15 protein-coding genes are annotated in these 19,081 nt (G+C 65.0%); 5 read left to right on the top strand and 10 right to left on the bottom strand.

The features are described from left to right. The first annotated feature begins 17 nt into the window (after positions 1 to 17). The gene (locus tag K7W42_RS04765; protein ID WP_224572738.1) at positions 18 to 1,940 is read left to right on the top strand and encodes a PAS domain S-box protein; all 1,923 of its coding nucleotides are present in this window, start codon (positions 18 to 20) and stop codon (positions 1,938 to 1,940) included. A gap of 174 nt (positions 1,941 to 2,114) precedes the next feature. On the opposite strand, the gene K7W42_RS04760 is transcribed toward K7W42_RS04765, so the two are convergent. Further along, positions 2,115 to 2,768, bottom strand: a complete 654-nt coding sequence (locus K7W42_RS04760) for a hypothetical protein (protein WP_224572736.1) — start codon at positions 2,766 to 2,768, stop codon at positions 2,115 to 2,117. Between the two features lie 30 nt (positions 2,769 to 2,798). Between K7W42_RS04760 and K7W42_RS04755 the strand changes: the two genes are divergently transcribed. After that, positions 2,799 to 3,917 (top strand): alpha/beta hydrolase family protein, encoded by a 1,119-nt coding sequence (locus tag K7W42_RS04755; RefSeq protein WP_224572734.1) that lies wholly within the window; start codon positions 2,799 to 2,801, stop codon positions 3,915 to 3,917. Between the two features lie 639 nt (positions 3,918 to 4,556). Here K7W42_RS04755 and K7W42_RS23210 read toward each other — a convergent pair. Beyond that, positions 4,557 to 5,633: a S1 family serine peptidase gene (locus K7W42_RS23210; RefSeq protein ID WP_369411322.1), complete on the bottom strand. Its 1,077-nt coding sequence runs from the start codon at positions 5,631 to 5,633 to the stop codon at positions 4,557 to 4,559. An 874-nt stretch (positions 5,634 to 6,507) separates the two neighbouring features. Here K7W42_RS23210 and K7W42_RS04740 point away from each other — a divergent pair. Continuing rightward, entirely contained in the window at positions 6,508 to 7,881 is a 1,374-nt protein-coding gene (locus K7W42_RS04740) for an MATE family efflux transporter (protein WP_224572732.1), read from the top strand. A gap of 199 nt (positions 7,882 to 8,080) precedes the next feature. Here the strand turns inward: K7W42_RS04740 and K7W42_RS04735 are convergent, their stop codons facing one another. The 8 genes from K7W42_RS04735 to K7W42_RS04700 form a co-directional block, all read right to left on the bottom strand. Then, positions 8,081 to 9,592 (bottom strand): FGGY-family carbohydrate kinase, encoded by a 1,512-nt coding sequence (locus K7W42_RS04735; RefSeq protein ID WP_224572730.1) that lies wholly within the window; start codon positions 9,590 to 9,592, stop codon positions 8,081 to 8,083. Continuing rightward, a complete protein-coding gene (locus K7W42_RS04730; RefSeq protein WP_224572728.1) occupies positions 9,579 to 10,664 on the bottom strand; it encodes an NAD(P)-dependent alcohol dehydrogenase in 1,086 nt (361 codons plus the stop codon). Before K7W42_RS04730 ends, K7W42_RS04735 begins: the two co-directional genes overlap by 14 nt. Beyond that, positions 10,651 to 11,415 (bottom strand): glucose 1-dehydrogenase, encoded by a 765-nt coding sequence (locus K7W42_RS04725; protein WP_224572726.1) that lies wholly within the window; start codon positions 11,413 to 11,415, stop codon positions 10,651 to 10,653. The genes K7W42_RS04730 and K7W42_RS04725 overlap by 14 nt, the downstream gene beginning before the upstream one ends. After that, the gene (locus K7W42_RS04720) at positions 11,412 to 12,914 is read right to left on the bottom strand and encodes a mannitol dehydrogenase family protein (RefSeq protein ID WP_224572724.1); all 1,503 of its coding nucleotides are present in this window, start codon (positions 12,912 to 12,914) and stop codon (positions 11,412 to 11,414) included. Before K7W42_RS04720 ends, K7W42_RS04725 begins: the two co-directional genes overlap by 4 nt. 127 nt (positions 12,915 to 13,041) lie before the next feature. Next, positions 13,042 to 13,686 (bottom strand): nucleoside/nucleotide kinase family protein, encoded by a 645-nt coding sequence (locus tag K7W42_RS04715; RefSeq protein ID WP_224572722.1) that lies wholly within the window; start codon positions 13,684 to 13,686, stop codon positions 13,042 to 13,044. Positions 13,687 to 13,696: 10 nt separating this feature from the next. Beyond that, positions 13,697 to 14,548, bottom strand: a complete 852-nt coding sequence (locus tag K7W42_RS04710) for a carbohydrate ABC transporter permease (RefSeq protein WP_224572721.1) — start codon at positions 14,546 to 14,548, stop codon at positions 13,697 to 13,699. Position 14,549: 1 nt separating this feature from the next. After that, positions 14,550 to 15,476, bottom strand: a complete 927-nt coding sequence (locus K7W42_RS04705) for a carbohydrate ABC transporter permease (RefSeq protein ID WP_224572719.1) — start codon at positions 15,474 to 15,476, stop codon at positions 14,550 to 14,552. Between the two features lie 147 nt (positions 15,477 to 15,623). Further along, complete coding sequence (locus K7W42_RS04700; protein WP_224572718.1) at positions 15,624 to 16,958, bottom strand: ABC transporter substrate-binding protein; 1,335 nt, start codon at positions 16,956 to 16,958, stop codon at positions 15,624 to 15,626. Positions 16,959 to 17,219: 261 nt separating this feature from the next. Here K7W42_RS04700 and K7W42_RS04695 point away from each other — a divergent pair, with 261 nt between their 5' ends. After that, positions 17,220 to 18,233: a LacI family DNA-binding transcriptional regulator gene (locus tag K7W42_RS04695; protein ID WP_224572716.1), complete on the top strand. Its 1,014-nt coding sequence runs from the start codon at positions 17,220 to 17,222 to the stop codon at positions 18,231 to 18,233. 102 nt (positions 18,234 to 18,335) lie between these two features. After that, positions 18,336 to 19,073 (top strand): hypothetical protein, encoded by a 738-nt coding sequence (locus tag K7W42_RS04690; protein WP_224572714.1) that lies wholly within the window; start codon positions 18,336 to 18,338, stop codon positions 19,071 to 19,073. Positions 19,074 to 19,081: the final 8 nt, after the last annotated feature.

Here is a 19,081-nt window from a genome sequence, read left to right as displayed (position 1 = left end):
TTTTCTATGCTTAGTCCATGAGTGCAGACGCCCAGCGACAGACTGAGGCGGCGCGCCTCCTGGCTCTGAAGTCCTATCAGATTCTTGATACGCCCCCGGAAGCGGTCTATGACCGCGCCGTTCGTCTGGCGAGTGCCTTTTTTCAGGCGCCCATGGCCCTCGTGTCACTCGTTGACGCTGAGCGACAATGGTTCAAAGCCTGTTACGGGCTGGACTTTCGGGAGACGTCCCGTTCGGTTTCATTCTGTGCGCATGCCCTGGAACAGGACGGGATACTCGTTGTTCCAGATGCCCGGCAAGACCCGCGTTTCGTGGACAATCCGCTGGTCACAGGTGAGCTGCACATCCGCTTTTACGCGGGGGCGCCTCTGGTCACACCAGACGGCCAGAAGCTGGGCACCCTGTGTATCCTTGACCAGAAACCCCGCGCGCCATTGACACCAGATGAGTGTCAGATGCTGCAGCACCTGGCCGATAGTGTCGTCAGCGAGTTAGAACTGCGGCGCACGCTGGCGCGGCTGACCCACCAGGAAGCGGTCCACGCGGCGGTGCTCAACTCCTCACTTGACGCCGTCATTGTCATGGACGAACACGGAAAGGTCACGGAGTGGAATCCGGCGGCAGAGCGTCTATTTGGCTACCGCCGTGAAGAGCTGATTGGCCAGGAGTTGGCGGCCCACATCATTCCCCCCGAATGGCGAGACGCACATCAGCGTGGCCTGGCCCACTACCTGAGAACGGGCGAAGGACCTGTCCTGGGCCGGCGCCTGCACTTGACCGCCCTGCGGCGCACGGGAGAGACTTTTCCCTGCGAGCTGGCCATCACGGCGCTGGACTTGCCCAATGAACGGCTGTTCACGGCGTCCCTGCGCGATCTCACGGATGTGGAGGCCGCCCAGAGCGCCATTGAAAGCAGCAACCGCCTGCTCCGGGCTGTGGTTGACACGGTTCCAGAGGCCATTTTCGTTAAAGATCAGGCGCGGCGTTACACCATGATTAATGAGGCAGGTGCAGCGCAAATTGGCCGCCTGGTAGAGGACATTCTGGGACGGACAGATGATGAGCTGTTTGGCGCAGAGGTCGCAAGTGCTTCGCGCCTCCGAGATGAACAGGTTCTTGAGCAGGCCCAGGGCATCACTTACGAAGTCACGGACCAGTTGCCTGATGGGGCGCGCCGGACGTTCTGGTCCTCCAAGCTTCCAGCGTGGGGGCCCGATGGCACGCTGACGGGGCTGATTGGCGTGGCCATCGACATTACCGAGCGCAAGGTATCGGAAACGACGATTCAAGAGCACAACACGCTGCTTAGAAGTCGAGTCGAAGCGGCGCAGGTGGAGGTACTAGAACGGCTGGCCCGGGCCGCAGAATACCGGGACGATGACACGGGGGAACACATGACGCGGGTGGGAGAAACTGCCGCTGGGATAGCAGCCCAGTTGGGCTTGTCGCCCGAGGAAGTGCAGTTACTCCGGCGAGCCGCACCGATGCACGATGTCGGGAAGATCGGGGTTTCAGACAGTATTTTACTCAAACCCGGCCGCCTCACGCCCGACGAGTTTGAGGTCGTCAAAACTCACTGCCTGATAGGCTCCAATATCTTGTCTGGAGGTCAGAGTCCGTTGGTGGTCCTGGCAGAAGAAATTGCCCGGACGCATCATGAGCGGTGGGACGGCAGCGGCTATCCGGCGGGTCTGTGCGGCGAGCAGATTCCCATCAGTGGACGCATCGTGGCCGTGGCCGATGTGCTCGACGCCCTGATGAGCGAGCGGCCCTACAAGCGGGCGTGGTCTCAGGCGGCGGCCCTGGCTGAGATTCAAACGCAGGCCGGTCAGCACTTTGATCCGCAGGTGGTCAGGGCCTTGGAACACGTCCTGCATGAAAGCGGGCCGCCGCTGACTGACCCTGCCGAAGAGGCGGCAGTGACCAAGACGATGCATTAAGTCTAAAAAATCGTGACAGTAGCGGCTGAAGTGTCTCGGCCGCCGCTTCCGATTGGAAGCCGTGTCCATCCGTCGGTGGTCAGGGTAGGCTTTCGCTGCTCCACTTGAGAACCCGCCGGGGATTTGCTCTGCCAGCCAAGCTGTGAAGTGGACTAGCGTTGCGATCAGGGGGAATCACTGCACCCGCTCTGGTGACAGAAACACCCCTAACTGATAGGTCTCACCTTGTTCTGGCCGGTTGAAGTAGGGGCGAACCAGGGCCAACAGTTGCTGCTGAAGTGTCTGGGCTTCCGCTGATGTCATTGACACCCGGTTCCAACCCGCCAGGATGCGGGGCGATTCATCGGCCTGTGGCTGAAAGACCCTGCCATCCTGGGAGACAAACTCGTAGTACCAGTCTCCCGCAGGCGTGGCGCAGGTCAGGGTGCCCCACTGCGTCCAGGCGCGCGTATTCATGGCCCGCTGCAAATTCTGTTCAAATTCGTGCAACTGAGCGGCGCGGTTGAGCCGTCCCATCTCTTCAAAGGGCCGCACGCTGAACGGCACATAGAAAGCCGGGGGCGCCTGGTAAAACCGCAGGGCTCGTCCCGCCCGCTCCTCGCAGTGACTTTCCCACACCAGGCCCAGACGGACGTACCGCTGAACCAGTTTGTAGGTGGCCGTCACACCCAGCCCCAGTGCGGTGGCTGCCTGAGTCACGGTGCAGGCACGCCCCATGAAAGGGCTCAGGCGGCGCAGCTCTGTCCGAGTGGTGATCACGGCCGCCTGGGCCTCGTCCCACACAGTAACCGTACCTTCCGGCAAGCTACTTCCCTGAAGGGCTGTCATGGCAAGTAGCCTACGGCCTAGCGTAGAGGCATGAACCCCACCCTGGCCTTGACCCTGGCACTCGCTCTCTGCACGGCGTGGTCGGAGGCTTCAGGCGCTGTCCGTTCACAACCCCTCACACTCAATTTCGGGGGGACGCCCAGCGGCGCCGAACTGCTCCAACCTGATGACGGCAAGGCCGCGCCCCTGGTCCTGCTGATTCAGGGCACAGGCCCTGAAGACCGCAACGGGAGTTTCCTGACGCCGGGCGGAATGGTGCAGGGGTCAATGGGCGACCTGGCGCAGGCCCTGGCACGTCAGGGGTTTGCGGTCATGCGCTACGACAAGCGTCACGCCGCGCAGGCCCTCAACCCAGCCACCTTTCAGGCTGCCCAGGAGGGTTACGCCCGCCTCCGAATGACCGATCTTCTGGGCGATGCCCGCACCGCCTTGCAAGTGGCCCTGAAGCAGCCGGGAATTAACGGCGGGCAGGTGTTCGTGTACGGCTGGAGCGAAGGCAGCGTGGTGGCGGCTGCGCTCGCCCAGGAAATTGGCGCCCAGGGCCTGATTGTTCAGGGCCCAGTGGTTGACAGCTTTGCGGCCACGTTTGCCAACCAGTTCAGCACGGTCGGTCTGGCGTACCTCACCCCCTATGCGCGAGAGGGCCTCATTGATCTGGGTGGTGTGTTAAAGGCCCTGATGGGACCTGGCAGCGCCCTGGCCAAGACACAGGCCGCCCTCCTGCTGGACCGGACAAGCACCCCGGCGCAGCCCAAACTGGCGACCCTGCTGGACTCGAATCAAGATGGCCAGTTGGACCTGAAGCGGGAGGTCGAACCGCAACTTCTGGGCTTCTATGAGGCTTTTATGGCGGCGTCCCCGATGTATGCCCCTGAGACGACATTGCCGACCTTGGGCACTCTGGCCCCCAAACTCCGGATGCCTCTTCTGATCGTGCAGGGTGAACACGACGGCAATGTGAGTGCCCACTTTGCACGGCAGCTGAACGAGGCCCTTCGGGTGGCCCAGGGTCGGCCGACGCTCAAACTGTACCCAGGCCTGGGCCACAGTCTGGGCCCAGCCTCCGGAATCACCCAGGACAATTTTGCTCCGATGGCCCTGGAGCCCATGAACGACATCGCCACTTGGCTCAAAGCGCAGCTGCGCTAAGCGCTCATGGGTGAGAGGGGGGAGTTAGGTTCGCGCGTGTCAAGTTCGGAAGAGCCAGTTCAGCACCTGTAGGTTTGAGGTTCGCGTCCATCTTCAGCATGAGAGAGCAGCCCGGCGCCCGCATTCAAGTTGAGACTGACCTTGCTCAAGTGATAAGGGCGTCACTCCGCGCTACGCAAACGAACAGGGGAGATGCACAAGGCCAGAGACTGTTGAGTGCAGAGAGGGGCAGAACCTCAGTCGACCTTTCACAACGTCTGACGGAAGCATCGGAGACGTACTGAATGCAGGACGTGACGACGGTGCGTCGCATCAATGTGAGCCAGCAGCCCAGCCTGTTGATCTGACCAGCTCCAGGCCTGGAGAAAGCTCCGTGCGGGGCATACGCATGAGCGCTTCTCCCACTGTCGAAGACCTCTGAAGCGGGTAAAGGTGAGTAGTCACATCCTGCGAATAGACCCAAGAGGAGGCGAGGCGCCACACCTGAATATGGGTGCAGCGCCTCGTCTGATTTGTTTCAGGCCTGAGTGGCTGGTCGGGCCAGCTGAACCTGAGCAGGTGACGTGTGCCTCAGCGCGGCACGGTCTAAGCGGGGCAAGACCGGATATACAGAACCGCAGAAGCGTCAGCGAGCGAGGATTACTTGGTTTCCGTGAGGGTGTAGCTGCCGGAGCCGCTGTAGCCGTACACCTGCCAGCGGTATGTGCCACTGGCTGCCGTATAGTTGAGGTTCTCTGTGCTGGTGCTGCCTTCACTGGCTGCCACATCTGCCCAGCTGCTGCCCGACAGCTTTTGCAGGTACAGGTCGAAATCCGTTCCCGAGGGCCCCGTCAGCGCCCCTGAAATCGCCCCGCCGCCAAAGGTGAAGCCAGCGGTGCCCGGCTGGTAACTGGATGCGCCCTGGCCCACGCTGCCGGTGTAGGTCTTGCTGTTCGGCGGCGGCGTGGTGCTGTCGCCCTGAGGCTGCACGCCGGTGTTGGTGGTGATCCAGGGCTGATACTCGCTTACGCGCGCAAACGCTGTGGCCTTGTTGCAAACACTGGGCGTGCCCCAGCTCACGACGCCAAAGACGAAGTACTTCCCGTTCCGGACGCTGGCGAAGGGGCCGCCGCTGTCTCCGTGGCAGCCGGTTTGACCCTGTGAGTTTTTGTCGCCACAAATCATGCCGTTTGGAATCGTCTGCCCCAACTGACTGCCGCAACTGCCGTTGCTGATGACCGGCAGGTTGGCTTCGCGCAGGACTGTCGAGGCGCTGCCTGAGTTGCCTCCCACAGTCATGCCCCAGCCGCTGATCGTCTGAATCGTGCCCACCGCAGCGGCCGACGCCGCAAAGGCCGGGGTTGGAAGGGCCGCAGGACTGACTGTGCTGCCGAGGGTGAAGGGCGAGGCGACGCGTAGGACCGCCACGTCATAGCCACGGGTCACGTCCGTATAGCTGGGGTGCACGCGGCCACTGGCAACAGTCTTCAGTTGTCCACCCGAGGTCGCTGAAAGGCTGCCGGCCCGCACACTGATGCTGGTCACAGAGGTTCCGGACACGCAGTGCGCGGCGGTCAGGACCCATTGGTCGCTGATGAGCGTGCCGCCACAGAATTGCCGGCCACCCGACAGGAGCGCCACTTGATAGGGCCGGGCGCCCGTGGCACTCGGCGTTCCACCGATGACTTGCGGCGTGAGCGCAGCGGTTTTCTGACCGCGAACAGGCTCATCAGTCACGACAACTGGTGTGACCTGATTACAGGCACCGAGCAGCAAAACAGCGGATAAAGCACCAAAAGCAAAACGTAGACGCATCCAAGACCCCCTTGAGGTGGACGAAAAAAACAGAACTGTGTGAGTCGTGACCGATTGAACACGATTCGGTGAGGCGTTGATAGCCCGTTGAATAATTTCGTCCTTGAATAGGGGACACTAGGACATGCCGCTTCACTAGTACTTGCCGCTCTAAAAGGGATAAAAGATTGTTCTAGAAAGCTAATTTCTACTGCTGTCAGGAAGGCAATTCACTTGCCCTGGACTTTTACGTATGTGTCCTCTGTTACTGGTGTTCTCAACTAGACCGACACGCTCCACCAAAGCAGAAGGGGGCCTGGTTACGGTTCAAAGTAACTTCACCTCGAATCCGGTGACCTGGGCGAGGCAGACCTCGGGCTGACAATGAACGTTGTGCACAGCATCGCCGGGTGACGGGGCATTAGTGGTGCGGCGATGCCGCTGGGTTGTACAGAGTTCCTTTGGCTGGTTCACTCGCTCACATTGCCTGGTCCGGGAAGATGAGGGCAGACTTGAGACAACTGACGATTGATACTTCCTCGCCAGCCTCCGCCTTATGTTCCGCCGCCTTGAACCTCCTGATCTTTTCGCGCATGCTCTTGGCTGTACAGCCGCATGACGTACCCATAGATGCTCATCAGGAAACGGCAACGATAGGGCCTGGCCACATTCAAGGACGGTCAGCATTCAGCTCTCCCCAAGCTGATTACGGCAACGCAGGCATGCCGCCAGTGCTGGCGTTATAGAGCGACTTGCTTGGAACTGCTCCCGGAGAAGTCCTGGCTGCTCTGCTGAGGGCGCCCGCTACACTGGCGTGGTGCTGACTCCTCCGCTGCCCCAAGCCACTCTGTCCTGGCGGGCCGAGACCGCCACGCTGCTGCGGCTGGCAGCGCCGGTGATCGTTTCGCAGTTCAGCGTGAATGCCCTGGGCCTGATTGGCACAGCGGTGATTGGCCGGCTGGGCGCTCGAGAATTAGCGGCAGCAGCCTACGGAAACGCCGCGTATTACCTTGGATTCATTGTGCTGCTGGGCGTCATGCTGTCGGTGGCGCCGCGTGTGGCGGCCGCACACGGCGCAGGCGACCCGGCGGGCGTGGCGCGCGCGGCCCGAGCAGGTCTGTGGCTGGCCGGAGGGCTGGCCGCAGCCTTTGTGCCGGTGGCCCTTCTGGCGGCAGAACTGCTGGTCCGCACGGCGCCAGCTGGGCTGGACGGCTCGCTGGCCGCTACTTACCTGCGCCTGTACGCGCTGGGCATGCCCGCCACCCTGGCGTTTGCCGCGCTGCGCGGCGCCCTGGAAGGCACCGGCCAGCCACGGCCTGTGACTGCCGTGGCCCTGGTCAGCGTGGCGCTGGCGGCGGTGCTGGGCCCAGCCCTGGCGTTCAGCTGGGGGCCGCTGCCTGCGCTGGGCGTGCCAGGCGCTGCTCTGGGGACAGTGGCGGCCCACTGGCTCAATGCGGCAGGCCTGGTCTGGGTGGCCCGGCGCCGCTTGCCCCAGCTGCCGGTGCCGCCCCAGGAGGTCCGTGCTGAACTGGGTCGCCTGGCCCGGCTGGGGTGGCCTATTGGCCTAACCCTGGGCGCCGAGGGTGCGCTGTTTACCATCTCCTCGCTGATGATGGCGCGGTTTGGGCCGCAGATACTGGCGGCGCACAACGTTGCCTTGCAGGTGATCACCGCTGTCTTCATGGTGCCGCTGGGGCTGGCCACCGCCGCCAGCATTCGCGTGGGTCACCACTTTGGGGCCGGGTATCCCCAGGCCGCGCGGCGGGCCGGGCTGTTGGGCGCCGGCCTGGCCGTGACGGTGATGCTGGTTGTCAGTGCGCTGTATATCCTGACGCCAGGGGTCGTCATTGGTGTGTTTGTCAATGTGGCTGACCCCAACAACGCCGGTCTGGTCGCCACGGCCGCCAGCTTTCTGCTGATCGCCGCTCTGTTTCAGGCGTTTGATGGCCTACAAGTCACGGCCAACGCGGCGCTACGCGGACTGCAAGACACCCGCTGGCCGCTGCTGATCTCGCTGCTGGCGTACTGGCCGGTGGGGCTGGGCGGCGGGTCGCTGCTGGCGTTTGGCCTGGGGCTGGGCCCGCGCGGGTTGTGGTTTGGCCTGACGGCGGGGCTGTTCCTGGCCGGTGGGCTGCTGCTGTGGCGTTTCCTGCGGCGCACGGGACCAGGGCGGGCAAAGGCGCCTGTTTAAGGGCGCGCAGAGGCTGTGCTGTCCCCCTGCGCCCAAAGTGCCTCATCCAGACTCCGGGTCAATCGTCTTAGTGAATGATTGCATCCGAGCGGCCTTGAGAAGCTGTGCCACAGGGCGAAGTGGAGCAAGACGGGTTCCGAGTGTGTCGTGTGCAAACCGGCGCTCTCCCAGTTTGTGAGTGAAATAGCTGGGAGCCGGATCAGCCTTTCTGCCCCAGCCCGTGCACCACGCTTTTGGTCTGCGTGTACAACTCGCGGTAAAGGGCGTACAGGCGGTCGTATTCAGGCTTCACCACTGGGTTGGGCACCACCGGCTCGCCAGGTTTCACCCAGCGGTCAAGGTCACCACGCGTCAACACCCCCGCAGCCAGGCCCGCCAGGAAGGCGTCGCCATAGCTGGCCCCCACCGTGACCTGCGGCACCTCCTGTGGCTGACCCGTAATGTCGGAGACGAGTTGCAGCCAGGTCCGGCCCCTGGTGCCTCCACCCACTGCCACCAAGCGGCGCACATCGGCGCCCAGGTCGCGCAGGGCTTCAAGATTGTGCCGGATGCCGTAGCCCACGCCCTCCAGCGCCGCGCGGAACAGGTGGGCGCGGGTGTGCGAGAGGGTGAGGCCCGCCAGCACGCCGCGCGCCTGCGGGTCGTTGATCGGCGTGCGTTCGCCACTGAAATACGGCAGTAGCAGCAGGCCGTCGGCGCCCGGCGGCAGAGCCGCGGCCTGGGCAAACAGCTCGGCGTAGGCCTCGTCTGTGGGCAGTTCGCGGGCTGTTTCGTCGGCCAGCCAGCGGGTGAGGCTCCCGGTGGTGCTCATGCCCGCGGCCAGATTGACCTGCCCCGCAAAGGCGCCGCCCACCGACCACACGCGCGGGTCGGGGGTGGGAGCTGTCTGGGTCAGAATGAAAAAGGTGCTCGATCCGTACATGACCATCAGGTCGCCGGGCTGAACCGCGCCCACGCTCAGGCCCTCGGCCAGCGCGTCCACCGTGCCCACAGCAACCGCGGTGCCGGGGCGCAGGCCCGTTTCGGCAGCGGCCCCAGCGCTCACATGCCCGGCCCGTTCGTCACTCCAGGCGAGGCGCGGCAGTCGGTCCAGCTTCCGGTCGCCCAGCACAGCGTCCGCGTAGGTGTCTGTCCAGGCCCGCGTGCGTGGGTCGTACAGCGGCATGGCGTGGGCCCCGGTGTGGTGGTCTAGAACGTGCTGCCCGGTCAGGCGGTACACCAGATACGCACTGGCGGTCGTCAGCGTGCGCGTCTGGGCCCAGACCTCCGGCTCCTGCTCGCGCAGCCAGCGAATCTTGGGCCCGGTGGCCTGACTGGTCAGGGCCATGTGGCTGTGGGCCAGGATGGCGTCCGGTCCCAGTTCGGCGTTCAGGGCGTCAATTTGCGCCTGGGCACGGGTGTCTACGCCGTACAGGATGCCGGGCCGCAGAGGCCGCCCCGCTGCGTCCAGCGGCAGCACCGTCGGGCCAATAGCGCTGCAGGCCACGCCAGCGACCCGCTCCGTGACGCCCGCCGTCAACTCGCGCAGAATGCTGGCCGTATCGGCCCACCAGACCGCGTCGGCGTCCTGCTCAACGTGGCCGTGCTGCGGCACCTGGATGCCGTGAGGCCGCGTGGCCTGGCGCAAGACTTCGCCCTCCAGCGTCACCAGAACGCCCTTACTGGAATAGGTGCCGACATCCACCCCGATCAGCAGGTCAGGCGCCGACATCAATCATCACTTTCATGCTGGCGCGCTTCTCCTGATCGGCAAACGCGAAAGCTTCGGGGGTCTGCTCAAAGGCGTAGCGGTGAGTGACCAGCGCGTCCAACTGGACGGCGCCGCTGGCCGCCAGTGCCACCGCCGCTGGGTAGCAGCCGGCGTAGCGGAAGACACCGCGCAGCGTCACCTCGCGGCTGGCGGCCGAGACGATATCCAGGCTCACTTCCGGGTCAGGGGGCAGGCCCACCAGCACGGCCACGCCGCCCGGTTTGGGGGCCGCCAGGGTGAGGCGGGTGGTGGGCAGGCTCCCGGCGGTCTCGAACGCGATGTCCACCCCACCGTGAGACAGGGGCAGGTGGTCGCGCGCCGCGCCCAGCTCACGGATAAGGGTCAGGGCGTCCTCGCGCCGCGCATTGACGGTGTGGGTGGCCCCCACCTGCCGGGCCAGGTCGAGCCGGAAGTCCTCCAGGTCCACGGCGATGATGGTCGTCGCGCCGGCCGCCTTGGCCGCCATAATCGTTGTGCACCCGATGGGCCCGGCACCCAGCACCGCCACCGAGGAACCGGGCCGGACCTCGCCCTTGCGCGCGGCCCACAGGCCCACGGCCAGGGGTTCCAACAGCGCGGCGGCGTCCAGCGACACCGTCTCGGGCACGGGATACACGTAGTCGTCGGGCCACACGACGTATTCGCTGAGCGCCCCGTCCACTGGGGGGGTCGCCATGAAGGTCATCTCGGGGCAGAGGTTGTAGGCGCCGCTCTGACAGTAGGTGCAGCGGCGGCAGGGCACGCCGGGTTCCAGCGCCACGCGGTCGCCGGGGCGGACACGGGTGACGCCTGCGCCCACAGCGTCCACCACTCCGCTGACCTCATGGCCCAGGACCAGCGGGCCGTCCACCACGAACGGCCCGATGCGCCCATGCGCGTAGTAATGCACGTCGCTGCCGCACACCCCAATGCGGCGGACCCGCACCCGCACCTCACGCGGACCGGGGGCCGGCACCGAGCGGGTGGTCCAGCCCAGCGTGCGGGGGCCGCTCAGGACTGCCGTACGCGAGGCAAGAACCTCACCAGCAGACATAGCCGCCGTCCACCACCAGCGTGTGCCCCGTGACAAAACTGGCCGCGTCCGACGCCAGATACAGCGCCGCCGGGGCAATCTCGTGCGGCTCGGCCAGGCGGCCCATCGGGGTTTCTTTCAGCCAGGTCTCGCGCCACTCGGGCGTGTCCAGGCCGCGTTTGGTCAGGGGCGTGGCGGTGTATCCCGGCGCAATGGCGTTGACGCGCACGCCGCGCCCCGCCCACTCGCCGGCCAGTGAGCGGGTGAGGTGAATGACCCCCGCCTTGCTGGCGTTGTAGGCCGCCTGCGGCTGCGGGTGGTTGCTGATGAGACCCGACATGCTGGCTGTCGAAACGATGCTGCCCCGGCCGCGCGCCAGCATGCCCTGCCCAAAGGCCCGGCAGCACCAGAACACGCCGTCCAGATTGACGCGCATCACGGCCGACCAGTCTTTATCCGGGGTGGCCTCAGCCGGCGTGTTGCGCACGATGCCGGCGTTGTTGACCAGAATCTCCGTCTCGGGCAGCCCAGCGGCCAGCGCAGTGACGGCGGTGGGGTCGCTGACATCCAACTTCTCAAAGGTGCCGCCCAGTTGCCGGGCGGCGTCTATGCCAGTGTCCGGATTCAGGTCGGCCAGGGTGACCAGCGCGCCCGCTTCTGCCAGGGCCCGTGCGATTTCAAAGCCGATGCCCTGGGCACCGCCGGTAACGACGGCGCGGCGGCCGTCCAGCTTGAACAGGTCGAGAAAAGAAGAGGGGGGAGGCAGGGTCATAGCGGTCCTTGAGCAAGTGAGAGAGGCTTCATGGCGTCATTGACGGCCTGCGCGGCCCCCTGGGGACCAAGGCGCCGCAGGCTGGCCTGGGCGGAGAGGTATTCGGTGCGCAGGCGCCCGTGCTGACCCAGATCGCCGAACACGGCAGGCACGTCCAGGAAGGCGGCGGGCGTGTGGTCTTCGCGCTGCGCGGCGGCCAGCAGCAGTGGGGCGTGGACGTCAGTGATGGGCTGGCCCTGCGCCTCGGCGCTCCGCAGGTAGGCGCTCCAGGCGGCCAGCACCAGCGCCGCATGCCGAATCTCGCCGCCGCGTGACAGCTGCTCGCGCACTACCGGCAGCAGAAATTTGGGAATCCGCTCGGAGGCGTCCACCACCAGCCGTGCCAGCGTGTCCTGAATGGCGCGGCTGCCAAAACGGGCCATCAACTCCTGACGGTAGGTGCCCAGGTCAATGCCCGGCACCGGGCGCAGGGTGGGCGTGGCCTCGGCGGTCATGTAGCCCAGCACAAAGGCGCCCAGGGCCGGGTCCTCGCAGACCTCGTGAACATAGCGCCAGCCCGCCAGCAACCCCAGACAGCCCATAGCCTGGTGCGAGGCGTTCAGCAGGCGCAGTTTCATCAGCTCGTAGGGTTCGACATCGGTCACCAGCTGCACGCCCACCTGCTCCAGCGCGGGGCGGCCCAGCGTGAAGTGGTCTTCTAAGACCCACTGGGTAAAACTCTCGGCCAGAACCGGCCACGCATCGTCCAGGCCTGTGGCGGCCGTGACGTCCTGCTGGGTCTGTTCAGTGGTGACGGGCGTAATCCGGTCCACCATCGAATTGGGAAAGGCCACCTGGGCCGCCAGCCACTCGCCCAGCTCAGGGTCTTTCAGGCGGGCGAACGAGGTCAGGGCCAGGCGGGTCACGTCGCCGTTGCCCTGCATGTTGTCGCATGACACGACCGTGAAAGGCGCCAGGCCGCGTGCTCGCCGCCGCCGCAGCCCTTCGGTGATGAAGCCGAACACGGTTCTGGGCACGGCACCAGGGGTCAGGTCGTGCTGCAGTTCGGAGCCAGACGGGTCAAACAGGCCAGTTCCGTTGTCAATGGCGTAGCCGCCCTCGGTCACGGTCAGCGACACGATGCGGGTGGCGGGGTCCGCCAGTTGCTCTAGCACTGCTTCGGGGTCGTCGGGGGCAAACAGAAACTTGCGGATGGCGCCGATGACGCGCGCCTCGGTGTGGCCGTCCGGCGAGGTCGTCAGCAGGGTATAGAGGTGGTCCTGGGCGGCCAGCACATCGCGCATCCGGGCGTCGGCGGGCAGCACGCCGACCCCGCAAATCCCCCAGTCATGGTCTTCTCTCAAGTTCAGCAGCCGGTCCAGATACATGGCCTCGTGCGAGCGGTGAAAGCCGCCAACACCGAAATGCACGATGCCGCAGGTCAGGCTGAGGGGGTCGTAGGTCGGTGTCTGGACAGAGGGCGCGGCAGCGGCAAGTGCGGCGAGATTGAGATTGACCATAGAGAACTCCGGACAGGGCGGTCCTGGGTGTGGAGGGAAAGCGTGAGCAGATGGGTCGAAAAGGGTGCCAGAAGACAGCCTGAGCCGCTGGGCCAGCCCCGTAGGGGACAGGTGTGAAACGGAAATCTCAGGCCTGCCAGGTCACGACCAGATCGGCGTGGGGCCGGGTGGCAGCAATCAAGGCGGCGTTGGGGCCGTCCACCTCGGCGGCCCACTGGCGGGCCTGGGCCGGTGTCTTGCCGTGGGCTTCATGGCGGGCCACCAATCGGTCCAGGCGCACCGCTTCGGGCACTTCGACAAACCAGGCGGCGTCCAGCAGCGCCCGCACCTCGGACCAGCGCCCGGCCTCCAGCAGCAGATAATTGCCCTCGGTCAGCAGGAGTGGGGTACCGGCGGGAATAGGGACGGTGCTGCCCAGCGACTCCTCCAGCTCACGGCTGAAGACTGGGGCGTAGATCGTCTGCTGCGGCTCGGTGCGCAGGCGGCGCAGCAGGGCCAGGTAACCGTCTGTATCGAAGGTGTCGGGCGCGCCTTTGCGGTCACGGCGGTCCAGCCGCTCTAACTCGGCGTTCGCCAGGTGAAAGCCGTCCATGCCCACCAGGGCGGCGTCCTCGCCCAGGGCCCCGGCCAGTGCCGCGCAGAGGGATGATTTACCCGCGCCGGGCGCCCCGGTGATGCCCAGCACCCGCCGCTCGCCGGGCACGATCAGGCGGCGGGCCAGGGCCACGAGGTCGGCCAGCGAGGCCGTCAGAGCAGTGGGAGCTGGGGTCATAGGCAGTGTCTTACTTCACGGCCCCGAAGCTCAGGCCGCGTACCAGCTGGCGCTGGGCAATCCAGCCGAAGATCAGCACCGGCAGTACAGTCAGGGTGGCAGCGGCGCTCAGCTGCGCCCAGAACAGGCCCTGGCTGGTCTTAAATTCCCCGATGAAGACGCTCAGCGGCGCCGCCTGGGAACTCGTCAAGTTCAGGGCAAAAAAGACCTCGTTCCAGGCGAAGATCAGGCACAGCAGCGCCGTGGCGAAGATGCCGGGCATGGACAGCGGTAGGGCGATGGTAAAGAACTCGTGGACAACAGAGGCCCCGTCCACCTTGGCCGCCTCGTAGATGGCCGCCGGAATCTCGGTCATGTAGCTGTGCATCATCCACACCACCAGCGGCAGGTTCATGGTGGTGTACATCAGAATCAGGCCCGGCAGTGTGTCCAGCAGATCGAGGTTGCGGTAGATCAGGAACAGCGGCACGATCACGCCCACAGCGGGCATGAACTTGGTGCTCAGCATCCACGTCAGCACGCCCTGAGCGCGCCGGGTGGGGTAAACCGCCAGAGCAAAGGCCGCCGGCAGACCCAGCACAAAGGCCAGCAGTGTGGACCCCAGGGCGGCGGCCAGGCTATTTCTCAGGGCCGGAAAGTAGCCGCCCAGCGCCCGCTCAAAGTTTTCCAGAGTCGGCGTAAAGAAAAAGACGGGAGGCGTGGCAAACGCCTGCGCCTCGGTCTTAAACGCTGCCAGGACCATCCAGACCAGCGGAAACAGGAACGCCAGCGCGATCAGGTAGGTCAGCAGGGTCAGCAGGGCGTTGCGGATTCGGTGCCGGTTGGCAGGTCTGGGGGCCGAAACAGGAGTGAAGGTGGTCATGTCAGCCTCCCAGACTGGACTTGCTGCGGCTCATGAAGCGCAGCAGATAGATGGCCAGGATGTTGGTCAGCACGACCGTCAGCACCCCGGCGGCGCTGGCCAGGCCGATGTTGTACTCGGCGAAGGCCTTCTGGTAGATGAAGTACGGCAGGTTGGTGGTGGCCAGGCCCGGCCCGCCCGAGGTAGAGCCGTAGATCTCGCCATACACCTGCAGCAGCGCAATGGTTTCCATCAGCACCACCACCTGAATGGCCTGCGACCAGTGCGGCAACACGATGTGCTGAAACTCCTGCCAGGGCGTGGCGCCGTCCAGCTTGGCGGCTTCCAGCTGGTCGTCGGGCAGGCTTTGCAGGCCGGTCAGCAGAATCAGCATGGCAAAGGGCATCCACTCCCAGGTGATCATGGCCATCACGCTGGCCATCGGGTGCTGCGCCAGAAAATCAATGGGTTGCAGGCCCAGTTGCAGCAGCGCCCACGAGAAAAAGCCCGACACCGGGTTGAGCAGCATGTTCTTCCAGATGACGGCCGTGACAATCGGCATCACCAGAAACGAGCTGATCATGACAGTGCGCAGGAAGGCCCGGCCCGGAAAGGCGCGGTTGAGCAGCAGCGCCATCCCGCCGCCAATCAGCAGGGTCAGCAGCAGCGTGCCCAGCGCCAGCACCAGGGTGTTCAGGACGATGCGGAAGTTTTCCGGGTTGGTCAGCAGGTTGACGTAGTTGCCCAGGCCAATAAAGGGGCGGTTGCCGGGGTCTACGAGGTTGTACCGGAAAAAGCTGTAATACACCGTCATGAAAAACGGCACCTGCGTGGTCAGGATCAGATACAGCAGAGCCGGCCACATCAGCGCGGCCGGAGTCAGGCGCAGGCCGCGCCGGGGCGCCGGGTGCGCGGTGCTGACGGTGGTGAGCGGAGCGGCGGTGGTCATGGGCGTCACCTCCAGGTGGGACAGAGAGGGGGGTAGGGGGCGGCGCGGCAAAGCAGCGCGGCTGGGGGAAGGCGAAGAAGGCGCGGCGGGTGTGGGGGCGCCGGGCCTTCTTCATGGGGGGGTGCTGCTCGGTGGCCGCTGGCGCCGTTACTTCTGGTAACCGCCCTCGCGCGCTGTTTTCTGCGCGGCGTCCTGCGCCAGTTTCAGGGCCTGGTCAATGGTGTACTGACCGCTCAGGGCGCCGGCCAGGTACTGCCCGACCTGGGTGCCCAGCGCCTGGAACTCGGGAATGGCGACGTACTGCACGCCGGTGTAGGGTACCGGGTCTTTGGTGGCGCGGTTCACGTCCGCGCTGTTGATGCTGCTCAGCACCAGGCTGCTGAAAGCGCCGGCCGCCTTCTTGTAATTGGCGTTGCTGTAGGTGCTGGTGCGGGTGCCGGGGGGCACGCTGGCCCAGGTGCCCTTGGTCTTGGCCACGAGGGCGATGTACTCGGGGCTAGTGGCCCAGGTCAGGAATTTGAAGGCGGCGTCTTCCTGCTTGGTGCTCTTGGGAATGGCCAGGTTCCAGCTCCAGTACCAGTTGTTCCCGCGCGCTGTGGTGCCCACCGGCGCTGAGGCGAAGCCCACCGACTTGGTGATTTTGCTGCTGGTGGGGTCACTCAGGAAGCCGGCGGCCACGGTGGCGTCCACCCACATGCCGCACTTGCCCTGACTCATCAGGGTCAGGTTTTCGGTAAAGCCGTTGCTGGTGGCGCCGGGGGGTCCGTAACGCTTGACCAGGTTGACATAGAACGTCATGGCGTTTTTCCAGGCAGGGCTGTTGACCTGGGCTTGCCAGTTGGGGTCGTACCAGCGGCCGCCAAACGTGTTGACCATCGTGGTGAACAGCGCCATGTTCTCGCCCCAGCCAGGCAGGCCACGCAGGCAGATGCCGTACACGCCCTTGGCGGGGTTATGAATCTTGCTGGCGAAGGTCTGCATCTGCGTCCAGGTGGGCTTGGTAGGCATGGTCAGCCCGGCCGCCTTGAACAGGTCCTTGTTGTAGAACGTCATGCTGGATTCGGCGTAAAACGGCACCGCATACAGGTTGCCGCCCACCGTCAGGGCGCTGCGCACCCCAGGCAAAATGTCATTCAGCTTGTAGGCGCTGGCAATCGTAGGGTTCTTGGTAAACAGCGGGGTCAGGGGCTCCAGCCAGCCGTTTTTCGCCCAGATGGGCACCTCGTAGGCGCCGACGGTCGCCAGGTCGAAGGAGCCCGCCCCACTGGCCACGTCCAATGTGATTTTCTGACGCAGTTCGTTTTCGGGCAGGACCACCCAGCGCACCGTGATGTCCGGGTATTTCTTGTTGAACTCGGGCGTCAGCTTCTGCATGGTCACCATGTCGGGGTTGTTCACCGTGGCAATGGTGATGGTGGACGCCGCCTGGGCGCTGGAGAGCAGCGCGGCGGTCAGGGCCAGAAGGGGCAGCACTCGGGTCATGGAGCCTCCGGGGTGGGGCGCGGGCCGCGTACAGGACGCAGGCCAGCAAGAGGGGACGGGGCGGCGCGGGCGCCCAACAGCACACGGGCGTGCCAGGGCGGTTCAGGTGGCCGCTCCACCTGAGCTTGAGTTGAATGGTCTCGTGGCCATTAGTGAAACATACTTTGATGCGCTTGTCTATAGCCACCGTGTAGGCCGCACTTTGTGAAAATGGACACGAGACCATTTGGGTTGTGCTGCCCCCTGACCTACACTGGTGGCGTGTCCACCATTCAGGACGTCGCGCGGCTGGCCGGCGTTTCTCCCACCACCGCCAAACGCGCCCTCAAAGAGCCGGACAAACTGACGCCCGACACGCTGGCGCGGGTGCAGCGGGCCATTGAGCAACTGCACTATGAACCCGACCAGCGGGCCGGCGCCCTGCGCGGCGGTCAGAGCCGCACCGTGGGGCTGATCGTGGCGTCTATCCTGGAGCCGTTTTTCGGACAGTTTGCCCGCACCGCCGGGCATGTGCTGGGCGAGGCGGGCTATAGCCTGATTATCAGCGAGAACGAGTACAGCGCGGCCCGCGAACTGACCGAGTTGCGCCGCCTGTATGGGCAGCGGGTCGCCGGCATCTTGCTGCGCCCTGGCTACGGCAGCGGCAGCCATGAGTACCTGGGGCGCCTGCGTTCGCGGGGTGTGGCCATTACCCAATACGACTACCGCCCGCCCCACCACGACGCCCCCAGCGTCATGCTGGACAATGTGGACGCTATGCGTTTGGCGGTGGACCACCTGCACGCGCTGGGCCACCGCCGCATTGCTGCGCTGGGCACCTACCACCCCGCGACCCACCCAGAAGAACGCAGCCGGGCCTTTCCCGAAATCATGAATGCCCTGGGGCTGGCCGTACCGCCCGAATACCAGCGCGTTACCCTGCTGACCGAAGACAGCGCTTACGCCCTGACCCACGACCTGCTGGCCTTGCCCCAGCCGCCGACGGCCCTGATTGCCCTGACCGGCACCCAGGCGTCGGGGGCCTTCCGGGCCATTAAAGAACGGGGATTGCGCTTGCCGCACGATCTCAGCCTGCTGACCTTCGACAACTATCCCTGGACCGCGCTGGTGGACCCGCCGATCACGGTGCTCGAGCAACCGGTTGAAGCGATGGCTGAGCACGCCGCCCGCCTGATGACCGCGCAACTGCTGGGCCAGCCGCTGACCACACCACATGTGGTGTTGCCTGCCCGTCTCATTGAGCGCGGCAGTACCGGCCCGCCAAGAGAAGGATAGGGGAAGGCCACAACCTGGCAAACCTGACACAGCGCTGAAGAGGCTGGTCGTGGGGGCAATGTGATGGAGACGCATCTGGCGGGCGCTTCTATACTTGCTCGCGTGGCGACCTTTCTGGAGCGTTACCTTGCAGGAGAATATGAACAGGTGTGGGCGGAACTGGTCGAAATGGGGCCAGAGGTTCGCCACCCGTCCATCCTGCCTGAAGCGGCGGCAGTTGCACGCGAAACGATGCGGCGCGCGCGGGCGAATATCCAGACGCTACTTCCACAGCTCAGAGCTCTGGGCTACCGGTTCGGCACCTTCTCGGGTGGTGGGTTCACGCCAACGCGCCCATACTCCCCGCCGTCCAAAACTTCTTTGCTGCAACTGAAGCGACTTGACCGCCTGGCTGGTCCCCTCCCACTGTCCTTGCAGGCCTGGTATGAGGTCGTGGGGAGTGTTCACCTCGTTGGGCAAGCGCCGTGGGGAGACACCGCCGTGCCAGCCGACGCGGTTGTGGTCGACCCTGTGCATAGCGTGCTGTATTTCGTTCGGGAATGGCTGGAGGAATTCGGCTCTGTTCCTCCCGAAGAGCGCTGCACATTCGACCCCTGTCTGGCGGCAGAGTTCGCGCCGGACGAGTGGCACAAGGACGACACGAGTGGTGGTCCGCCCTACGCCATCCACCTCCCCAATGCCTCAGCAGATGCCCGTGTGGAATACGAATGGCACAACACGACCTTTGTGTCTTATCTGCGGGAATGTTTCGCTTGTGGCGGTTTTCCAGGGCTGGCCCGCCTGCCCGGTGGCCTTCCGGTAGAGGTTCGGCAGTTGGCGGCGGGCCTCCTGCCTTTGTAAGAGGTCAG

The organism is Deinococcus betulae, from assembly GCF_020166395.1.
GTDB lineage: Bacteria > Deinococcota > Deinococci > Deinococcales > Deinococcaceae > Deinococcus > Deinococcus betulae.
Note: the sequence above shows the minus strand (reverse complement) of the source record. Positions and strands in the feature narration are given on the sequence as shown.

Coding starts and splice junctions, on each gene's coding strand:
- K7W42_RS04720 (WP_224572724.1), bottom strand. CDS start 12,914: ATGGTCAATCTCAATCTCGCCGCACTTGCCGCTGCCGCGCCCTCTGTC.
- K7W42_RS04755 (WP_224572734.1), top strand. CDS start 2,799: ATGAACCCCACCCTGGCCTTGACCCTGGCACTCGCTCTCTGCACGGCG.
- K7W42_RS04730 (WP_224572728.1), bottom strand. CDS start 10,664: ATGTCTGCTGGTGAGGTTCTTGCCTCGCGTACGGCAGTCCTGAGCGGC.
- K7W42_RS04735 (WP_224572730.1), bottom strand. CDS start 9,592: ATGTCGGCGCCTGACCTGCTGATCGGGGTGGATGTCGGCACCTATTCC.
- K7W42_RS04725 (WP_224572726.1), bottom strand. CDS start 11,415: ATGACCCTGCCTCCCCCCTCTTCTTTTCTCGACCTGTTCAAGCTGGAC.
- K7W42_RS04715 (WP_224572722.1), bottom strand. CDS start 13,686: ATGACCCCAGCTCCCACTGCTCTGACGGCCTCGCTGGCCGACCTCGTG.
- K7W42_RS04760 (WP_224572736.1), bottom strand. CDS start 2,768: ATGACAGCCCTTCAGGGAAGTAGCTTGCCGGAAGGTACGGTTACTGTG.
- K7W42_RS04710 (WP_224572721.1), bottom strand. CDS start 14,548: ATGACCACCTTCACTCCTGTTTCGGCCCCCAGACCTGCCAACCGGCAC.
- K7W42_RS04700 (WP_224572718.1), bottom strand. CDS start 16,958: ATGACCCGAGTGCTGCCCCTTCTGGCCCTGACCGCCGCGCTGCTCTCC.
- K7W42_RS04765 (WP_224572738.1), top strand. CDS start 18: ATGAGTGCAGACGCCCAGCGACAGACTGAGGCGGCGCGCCTCCTGGCT.
- K7W42_RS04705 (WP_224572719.1), bottom strand. CDS start 15,476: ATGACCACCGCCGCTCCGCTCACCACCGTCAGCACCGCGCACCCGGCG.